Origin of the sequence: Streptomyces sp. NPDC047453, assembly GCF_040643155.1 — a bacterium.
In the GTDB taxonomy this organism is placed as follows: Bacteria; Actinomycetota; Actinomycetes; order Streptomycetales; family Streptomycetaceae; genus Streptomyces.
Window position 1 is genome coordinate 1 of the sequence record NZ_JBEYTS010000148.1, and the last position, 7093, is coordinate 7093.

The 7093-nt window shown below is 70.3% G+C and carries 9 protein-coding genes and 2 pseudogenes; 7 read left to right on the plus strand and 4 right to left on the minus strand.

What is annotated here, in order from left to right; all coding sequences use genetic code 11:
* Positions 1–161 precede the first annotated feature (161 nt).
* Positions 162–737: an RNA polymerase sigma factor gene (locus ABZ818_RS42140; RefSeq protein WP_361427465.1), complete on the minus strand. Its 576-nt coding sequence runs from the start codon at positions 735–737 to the stop codon at positions 162–164.
* 154 nt (positions 738–891) lie between these two features.
* Between ABZ818_RS42140 and ABZ818_RS42145 the strand changes: the two genes are divergently transcribed.
* The 7 genes and pseudogenes from ABZ818_RS42145 to ABZ818_RS42175 all read left to right on the plus strand — a co-directional run bounded on the left by ABZ818_RS42145 (position 892) and on the right by ABZ818_RS42175 (position 5935).
* On the plus strand, positions 892–1374 hold the full coding sequence (locus ABZ818_RS42145; protein WP_361427468.1) for an Asp23/Gls24 family envelope stress response protein: 483 nt from the start codon (positions 892–894) through the stop codon (positions 1372–1374).
* A 71-nt stretch (positions 1375–1445) separates the two neighbouring features.
* Complete coding sequence (locus ABZ818_RS42150; RefSeq protein WP_361427471.1) at positions 1446–1613, plus strand: hypothetical protein; 168 nt, start codon at positions 1446–1448, stop codon at positions 1611–1613.
* A 110-nt stretch (positions 1614–1723) separates the two neighbouring features.
* Positions 1724–2026: an Asp23/Gls24 family envelope stress response protein gene (locus ABZ818_RS42155; RefSeq protein WP_361427474.1), complete on the plus strand. Its 303-nt coding sequence runs from the start codon at positions 1724–1726 to the stop codon at positions 2024–2026.
* A 109-nt stretch (positions 2027–2135) separates the two neighbouring features.
* Positions 2136–2777: a DUF6286 domain-containing protein gene (locus ABZ818_RS42160; RefSeq protein ID WP_361427477.1), complete on the plus strand. Its 642-nt coding sequence runs from the start codon at positions 2136–2138 to the stop codon at positions 2775–2777.
* A 31-nt stretch (positions 2778–2808) separates the two neighbouring features.
* Positions 2809–3414 (plus strand): alkaline shock response membrane anchor protein AmaP, encoded by a 606-nt coding sequence (locus ABZ818_RS42165; RefSeq protein WP_361427480.1) that lies wholly within the window; start codon positions 2809–2811, stop codon positions 3412–3414.
* Positions 3411–4277: an RNA polymerase sigma factor SigF gene (locus ABZ818_RS42170; RefSeq protein ID WP_361427483.1), complete on the plus strand. Its 867-nt coding sequence runs from the start codon at positions 3411–3413 to the stop codon at positions 4275–4277. The genes ABZ818_RS42165 and ABZ818_RS42170 overlap by 4 nt, the downstream gene beginning before the upstream one ends.
* Before the next feature lie 699 nt (positions 4278–4976).
* Positions 4977–5935: pseudogene (locus ABZ818_RS42175) on the plus strand (L-threonylcarbamoyladenylate synthase).
* 141 nt (positions 5936–6076) lie between these two features.
* On the opposite strand, the gene ABZ818_RS42180 reads toward ABZ818_RS42175, so the two are convergent.
* From ABZ818_RS42180 to ABZ818_RS42190, 3 genes and pseudogenes are all read right to left on the minus strand, one after another.
* Positions 6077–6322 carry a hypothetical protein gene (locus tag ABZ818_RS42180; protein ID WP_361427486.1) on the minus strand — a complete coding sequence of 82 codons (246 nt, stop codon included), beginning with the start codon at positions 6320–6322 and terminating at the stop codon, positions 6077–6079.
* 226 nt (positions 6323–6548) lie between these two features.
* Positions 6549–6686: pseudogene (locus tag ABZ818_RS42185) on the minus strand (Ku protein); the annotation flags it as partial.
* A gap of 196 nt (positions 6687–6882) precedes the next feature.
* Positions 6883–7041: a hypothetical protein gene (locus ABZ818_RS42190; RefSeq protein WP_361427489.1), complete on the minus strand. Its 159-nt coding sequence runs from the start codon at positions 7039–7041 to the stop codon at positions 6883–6885.
* Positions 7042–7093 lie beyond the last annotated feature (52 nt).

Here is a 7093-nt window from a genome sequence, read left to right on the forward strand (position 1 = left end):
CACGGTGTGCGGCTCCGCGGTCGGCGTGGCGTCCTGCGCCTGCTCCCAGGCCTGGCTGAGCAGGCGCCCGCAGGGCAGTACCTCGTCACCCGCGAGCGGGGTCGCGCTCTGCCCGGGCGCGCCGGTATGGGGCGGTTCGGAAGGGTGCGCGTGCGGATCGTCTAGCGCCATGGGGACATCGCCTCCTTAAGGGACCGGCGTGCTCTGAACAGTCTGCCGCGCACCGCCTGCTCGCTGGTGTGTGTCACGGAGGCGATTTCCTTGTAGGGCAGTCCCTGCAGTTCCCGCAGGATCCAGCAGACCCGCTGTCCGCTGTCCAGTTCGCCGAGGGCGTGGGCCAGGGCCGCTGTGGCCGCGTCCTGCTCGGCGGTTCGGGCGGGTGAGCTCGACTCGTCGGTCGTTGCCGAGTCGGGCATGGCGTCCAGGGGTATGGATGGAAGTCGGCGGCGGCGCATGGTCAGGCAGCGGTTGACGGTGATGCGGTACATCCAGGTATGGAACTCGGCACTGTGGCGGTATTCCGGTAGTCGCCGCCAGGCGCTGACGAAGGCGTCCTGAACGGCGTCCTCGGCGTCCTGGACGTTGCCGAGCATGCAGTAGGCCATGGCCAGGAGGGGTCTGCCGTGCCGCCGGACGAGGACAGCGAAGGAGTCCTCGTCCCCCTCGGCTGCCCGCACGGCCAGCAGCCTGTCCGGCAGGTCGCATGCCGGCGGCGGGAAACCGGTCGGTTCGATCATGATGCTCCTGCTCAGGGATTGAACGCGCGTGTACCCAGACCCCTCGATGTGATGCATGTCACGTCTCGTGGGTGTGAGGACTAGCTCGTCCGGTATGTCCAACCTTCCGAGGGGCATCACGCCGGTGCCTGACCAACCCATCGAGGCGACCGTCATGACCGACAACAGCATCAGCATCGGCCGGGGCAACCGGCCCGAGGGAGGGGCGCACGCGCTCAGGGGCCCTACCGGGGCGGAGGCCCCGGCGGAGACACGAGGGAAGACCACCATCGCGGACGGCGTGGTGGCCAAGATCGCGGGCATGGCCGCCCGTGAGGTACCGGGCATCTACAACCTCGGAGCGGGGATGGCCCGTGCTTTCGGCGCCATGCGGGAACGTGTCCCCGGCGCAGGCGGCAGCGTCACACGGGGGGTGAAGGTCGAGGTCGGCGAGCGCCAGGCCGCCGTGGACCTGGACGTCGTTGTCGAGTACGGCGTCTCCATCGTCGAGGTTGCCGGCGACGTGCGCACCAACGTGATCAGTGCTGTGGAACGGATGACCGGATTGGAGGTCGTTGAGGTGAACATCGCCGTCGACGACGTCCACCTCCCCGACGAGGAGGAAGAGTCCGGACCCGATGAGGGCCGCGTGAGGTGATCCGCCGTGCCACCGCTCCTGAAGTGTGCGGTGATCACAGGGACGACGCTCGCGAGACGGGTGAGTGAATGATGAATACAGCGACGACGGGCCTCGTGGCCGGTATGGCCCTGGGCTTCGCCGGTTACTTCGGCGGCTTCTGGGCATTCCTGCTCGTTCTGGTTCTGGGCGTGGCCGGCCTGGTCCTCGGCCTCGCCCTGCAGGGCGATTTGGACCTGCGCGCACGGAGGCATCGGTGAGCGCCCGACACAGCTCCGTCGGAGCACTCGGCGCCGGGCCCGATCCACCGGCACGGGCTGTCGGTCTGCCACCCCCGGCCGAACGGGGCGCCACCGCCATACCGGACAGAGTGGTCGCCCTTATCACCACCCAGGCCACGCGCGAGGCCCAATCGCGGCGCGCCGCACTCCCCTCGGATGCGAGCGGACCGGCAGCACCCAGCGCGTCCGCAGCGACCCATACCGGATCGGTACGCCTGCACCTGGCCCTGGACCTGCCCTATCCCACCGACATCCCCCACGTGTGCGAGCAGATACAGCACGACGTCGCCGAGCGAGTGGCTCAGCTGACCGGCCTGAACGTGGGAGAGGTCACCCTCACCGTCCGGCGGCTGATACCCGCCGCCGGCACACACCGGGGACGGGTCCGGTGAGCCGCCTCCCAACCGGCCCCGCCCTGCCGCACCATGAAGGAGGACCGGAATGACACCCGACCCGGGCCCTCCCGCCCGCAACTGCGCACCATCGGGGAGTCCTGACACGGTGCCGCTGACGAAGGAGCCGACAGGGCCCGATCCGCCCGAACCCGATCGGCCCCCGCCGGCACCGGCAGCGGACGGCCACGGCGGACGGCGCAAGAGCCACCGCCCGTGGTCCGCGCGCCGCCTTCCGGCCGCGCTGGTCGCCTTGGTGATCCTGGTGGCGGCGGTCGGGACGCTGATCGACGTCGTCGCTGTGCGGGCAGGACGCCGGACATCGGCCTGGCGAAGCAACCTGGCCCACGAGTTGGCCGCCCGTCCGGTGGACGATGTGTGGATGCTCACCGGGGCCGCCGTGGCCGCCGCCGTCGGCGTGTGGCTGATCGTCCTCGCGCTCAGCCCCGGTCTTCGCCACCTGCTGCCCCTGCGCTCTCCGGCCAACTGTGCCCCGCCCCGACTGCACGCCTCACTGGACCGCGACAGCGCCGCCGCGGCGCTGCGCGACGCAGCCATGACGGTCCCGGGCGTCGGCAGGGCCCATGTCCGAGTGCGTCGCCACCGCGTCAAAGCCCGCGCGGACATCCGCTTCCGAGACCCGCAACAGGTGAAGAAGGACCTCGCCGCCGTCCTCGACGAGGAACGCGACCGGCTCACTCTCTCCCGCCCTCCCTGCGTCGTCGTGCGTGTGCGGAAGCGCACCGCCTGACCGACACCGCCCAGCACCGAAAGCCCGCACCATGAGGCCGCGACCCGTACCCAACCGCCTTCTGCTGGCCCTCACCGGGCTGATCCTGCTCGGCGGCGGCCTGCTGATCATCGCCGCCGGAACCGACATGTACCGGCAACAGCACCTCGCGCCGCCAGCGGGCTGGCCCCTGACGACCCCGCACGACGTCCTGCTCAGCTCCGCCGACCGGGCACGCTGGAGCAGCCAGGGCTGGTGGTGGCCCGCGGTCATCGCCGCCCTCGTCCTCATCACCGCGCTCGCCCTGTGGTGGCTGCTCGCGCAACTGCGCCGACGCCGCCCCGGAGCCCTACCCGTCGGCGGCCCACCCCCGCAGGACGGCGTCGAACTACGCGACCGCGCGCTCAGCGACGCCATCGCCACCGACGCCGGCGACCTGCCCGGCGTCCAGCAGGCGGACGTCAGCATCACAGGAAAACCTGCCCACGCCCGCACCCGCATCGCCCTCACCCTCGCCCCCCAGCAATCACCCGGTGCGGTCCTCAGAGCCCTCTGTGAAGGCCCGCTGCACACCGCCCACCAATCCACCGGCTCCCCGCACATGCCGACCGAGGTCCGCCTGCGCATTGCTCACCACAAACCCCACCGCGCGCAATGAGCCGAAGTGATCGCCTTGGGGCATCGGGCAGGCCGCGGCCGGGATCGCCACGGCACGCCCAGCTGCCCGAGGTCGCTGATCCCTCCCAGGTGGCGCCCCAGGACGCCCGTGAGCTGTCCCGGCTGTTCTTCGAGCAGCTGGCGGTGCTGGAGGAGGGCACGCCCGAGTACCAGTACGCGCGCAACACGCTGATCGAGATGAACATGTCCCTGGTCCGCTACGTGGCCGGCCGGTTCCGTAGCCGCGAGCCGGAGGAGATGGAGGACATCGTCCAGAGCGGCATGATCGGCTTGATCAAGGCGATTGACCGGTTCGAGCTGTCCCGGGAGGCGGAGTTCACCTCCTTCGCCATCCCCCACATCGTGGGCGAGATCAAGCGGTTCTTCCGCGACACCACCTGGGCCGTCCACGTGCCACGTCGCCTGCAGGAGGCCCGCGTCCAGCTCGCCAAGGCGACGGAGGGACTCCGCAGCCACCTAGGCCGCACCCCGACGGTCAAGGAACTGTCAGAGGTGATGGGCCTGTCCGAGGAAGAGGTCCGCGAAGCGCGCCTGGCCGCCAACGGCTACAACTCCTCCTCCCTGGACGCCAGGATCAACGGCAGCGAGGACGGCGAAGCCGCACTGCAAAACTTCATCGGCACCGAGGACATCGCACTGGAGCTGGTGGAGGACTTCCACGCTCTGGCCCCCCTGATCGCCAAACTCGAAGAACGGGACCGGCGGCTCATTCACATGCGGTTCGTGGAGGAACTCACCCAGGACCAGATCGGCGAACGCCTGGGCGTGTCCCAGATGCACGTGTCCCGACTGCTGTCCCGCTGCCTCGCACGACTGCGCGAGGGAATGCTCCCCACTCAGTAAGGGGCAGCGCGCGCGTCGACCAGGCTGGAGGAATGGGGAGTGTCCGGCGAACCGCCAAGCGATATGCGGAGACACAGCCCCCGCCGATTGCGCCGGCGACTCTCTCCTGCTCCTCAAGGCGAGGCCCTCAACGCCCGGGGTCCCCCTCCGGCCATTCCGACGTTCCTCGTACTCACGGCTGCATCGGGTGACCCCCTGTCAGCTCTTGGTGACGGCGCTCGTGTGAAGGTGGTTGAGGGCGAGGGGACGACGGCGTTGCGATGCCACGGCAGCCATCGGCCGACCTGGCGGCCGAGCTGGTGCAGAGCGGTCATGCTGGGCAGGGGGCAGGTCGTGCAGCGGCCGTTCATGATGAGACGAGATCATGCCCAGCAGGGTGCCGCGCGGGCTGAGCGGCGGAACGCTGTGGCAGGGCGACTGCCTGAACGATCGCTTGTCTGGAGGATTCGGAGACATCCTTGACCGTCACTTGCCGGACCTCTTGAGCGGCCCGCGTGCAGGCGGTCGTTGAGGCTTCGCCTGGTGAACCGCCGGTAGCCTCGTGTGCTCCTCCATACGCGACATCCCGTTTCCTGCGACGCGCAGGGTATGGCCCCACAAGGCGTCAGTCGCCTGGATCGCGAAAGGTGTCGCGCTCAACAGGCTGGCCAACGCGATCTGTCCGGCCGGATCCGCTCCAAGAGAATTAGGATTGCGAGTGTGTCGGCAAGAAGCAGTGACATCGAGAAGGCGGCCGGTGTGCTGGGCGCCGGGGGCCTGGTGCCTTCCCGACCGAAACCGTCTACGGTCTGGGCGCCAACGCCTAGGATCCCGCAGCGGTCGCGCGCATCTTCCAGGCCAAGGGGCGCCCGTCCTCTCACCCGCTGATCGTCCACATCGGCGGTGCGCAGGACCTGGCCGACTGGGTCGAGGACGCGCCCACAACCGCGCGCCTGCTGGCCGAACGCTTCTGGCCGGGGCCGCTGACGTTGGTCCTGCGGCGCGGTCGTACTGGTGGACTGCAGACGGTGGCCGTGCCCGTTCCCGATCACCCCGTCGCACTCGCGCTGCTGTCGGCCTTCGGCGGCGGTGTCACGGCTCCGTCCGCCAACCGCTTCGGCTCGGTCAGCCCCATAACGGCGGACCACGTCCGTGCTGAGCTCGGTGAGGCGGTGGACTTCGTGCTGGACGGCGGCCCCTGCGAGGTCGGTGTCGAGTCGACCATCGTCGACGCCACGGGCGATGCCCCGAGCATCCTTCGGCCCGGCGGGGTGACACGCGAGGATCTCGAAGCGGTGCTGGGGTGCCTGCTTGCGGTCCACGCGACGAGCCGTGTTCGGGTGCCGGGCCATCATCCGTCCCACTACGCGCCGCGGGCGCGGGTCGTCCTCGTCGAGCCGGAGAAGGTCGTCGCCGAAGCGGAGCTCGCGCAGGACCTAGGACACCAGGTGGGCGTCTTTCTTCCTCCCCCCTTCGCCGACGCCCCGGTGAAGGCGCACGCTGCGGTGGCGGTCCCTGGTTCGATGGCCGCCTACGCGCGCGGGCTGTATGGGTTCATGCGTGAGCTCGACCAGGCGGGGTGCGACCTCATCGTCGCGTCGCTGCCGGCGGAGGAGGGGCTGGGGCTCGCGATCGCCAACCGGCTCCGCCGCGCCGCGGGGCCCCGGCCCTCCGCGTGACCGGTCTCCTCCCTGACTGTGGATATCACCGGCGACCTGCCCCTCCTGCGGCGCGCGGGCGATCAGCGCAGAGCAGCTGCGCACGGTGGTCCCCGACCCGCGGGCTGCCCCCTGACCTGCCGTGACGGGCAGACGCTCGCGTCATGCCGAGCACGCCAGCGGCGCCGACTGCACCGCGAAGAACAGCGTCTCAGGGAGCGTGAGGAAGCGCGTCAGACGGCCGCTTGGGGCCAGCAAGCACCAGGACCGGCCCGTGCCGGGGACGAACGCCCAGGCCCGGTGCAGCCGACCGACCCGCCAGCGCCGTGCGAGCGCTGCGGTCAGCCCGTCACCGGCCCGCCCGGCGAGTCCTACGGCGATGTCGTTCCGCCCGAGGACGGACGCCACTGCCCCACCTGCCGCACAGACCTTGCCCAGCAACCCCCAGGACTCCTCAAAGCCCTCTTCGGCCGCCGTACCTGAGTGCCCGCTCCCCCCGAGGCGCTGGAGTGGCCTTCTGTCGGCTTCAGCCCGGCCTGGCGGCCGCAGGCGCCAGGCCGGGCAGTCTCTCCGCTCACGCCACGTGCGATGTGTCGGCTTCGTGTCAGTGGGGCTGGCGGGTCTTCCACCAGTAGCGGTTGCGCACCAGGCCGTTGTCGGCGGTGTGGATCCTTCGGAAGCGGATGCTGTGGTCTTCGGTCGCGCTCAGGACCGTGATCGGGACGCTGACCGGCCCGAACGAGAGAGCGCCGTTGAAGATGCTCGCGGGCATGGCACACCTCCGGGACCCCGAGCACTACCAGCCTAGAAGCCCCGTCACGGCCCGGCACGAGCACGGCCAGGCGCCCGCCACGGGTCTATGTGTCGGCGTCTTGCTGAAGGTCCAGAAGAACCGCAGCCGCACGCCGGTGCGGTTCGGGTCAGGCGGCGGCCCCGTCCTGCCGGGCGGGGCCGCGGCGGGAGTGGGGTCAGGATGAACCAGCCGGGGGCTCCCCTGCTTCCTCGGCGGCTTCAGCTTCCTCGGCTGCAGGGGCTTCCTCTGCAGCTTCAGCCGGGGGCTGTGCCGCTTCTTCGGCAGTGGTCCCGGTCTCCTCGGGCGCGGGAGGCTCCTGCTCGATGTCGCTCATGTGTTCACCTCCTTCCGCCCGTGGTGCTGTGGGAAGGATGTGGGCTGTCACG

What these genes read in the sequence shown, in the direction of transcription:
- ABZ818_RS42170 (WP_361427483.1), top strand. Translation starts at nt 3,411, where the DNA reads ATGAGCCGAAGTGATCGCCTTGGGGCATCGGGCAGGCCGCGGCCGGGA.
- ABZ818_RS42150 (WP_361427471.1), top strand. Translation starts at nt 1,446, where the DNA reads ATGAATACAGCGACGACGGGCCTCGTGGCCGGTATGGCCCTGGGCTTC.
- ABZ818_RS42145 (WP_361427468.1), top strand. Translation starts at nt 892, where the DNA reads ATGACCGACAACAGCATCAGCATCGGCCGGGGCAACCGGCCCGAGGGA.
- ABZ818_RS42165 (WP_361427480.1), top strand. Translation starts at nt 2,809, where the DNA reads ATGAGGCCGCGACCCGTACCCAACCGCCTTCTGCTGGCCCTCACCGGG.
- ABZ818_RS42190 (WP_361427489.1), bottom strand. Translation starts at nt 7,041, where the DNA reads ATGAGCGACATCGAGCAGGAGCCTCCCGCGCCCGAGGAGACCGGGACC.
- ABZ818_RS42140 (WP_361427465.1), bottom strand. Translation starts at nt 737, where the DNA reads ATGATCGAACCGACCGGTTTCCCGCCGCCGGCATGCGACCTGCCGGAC.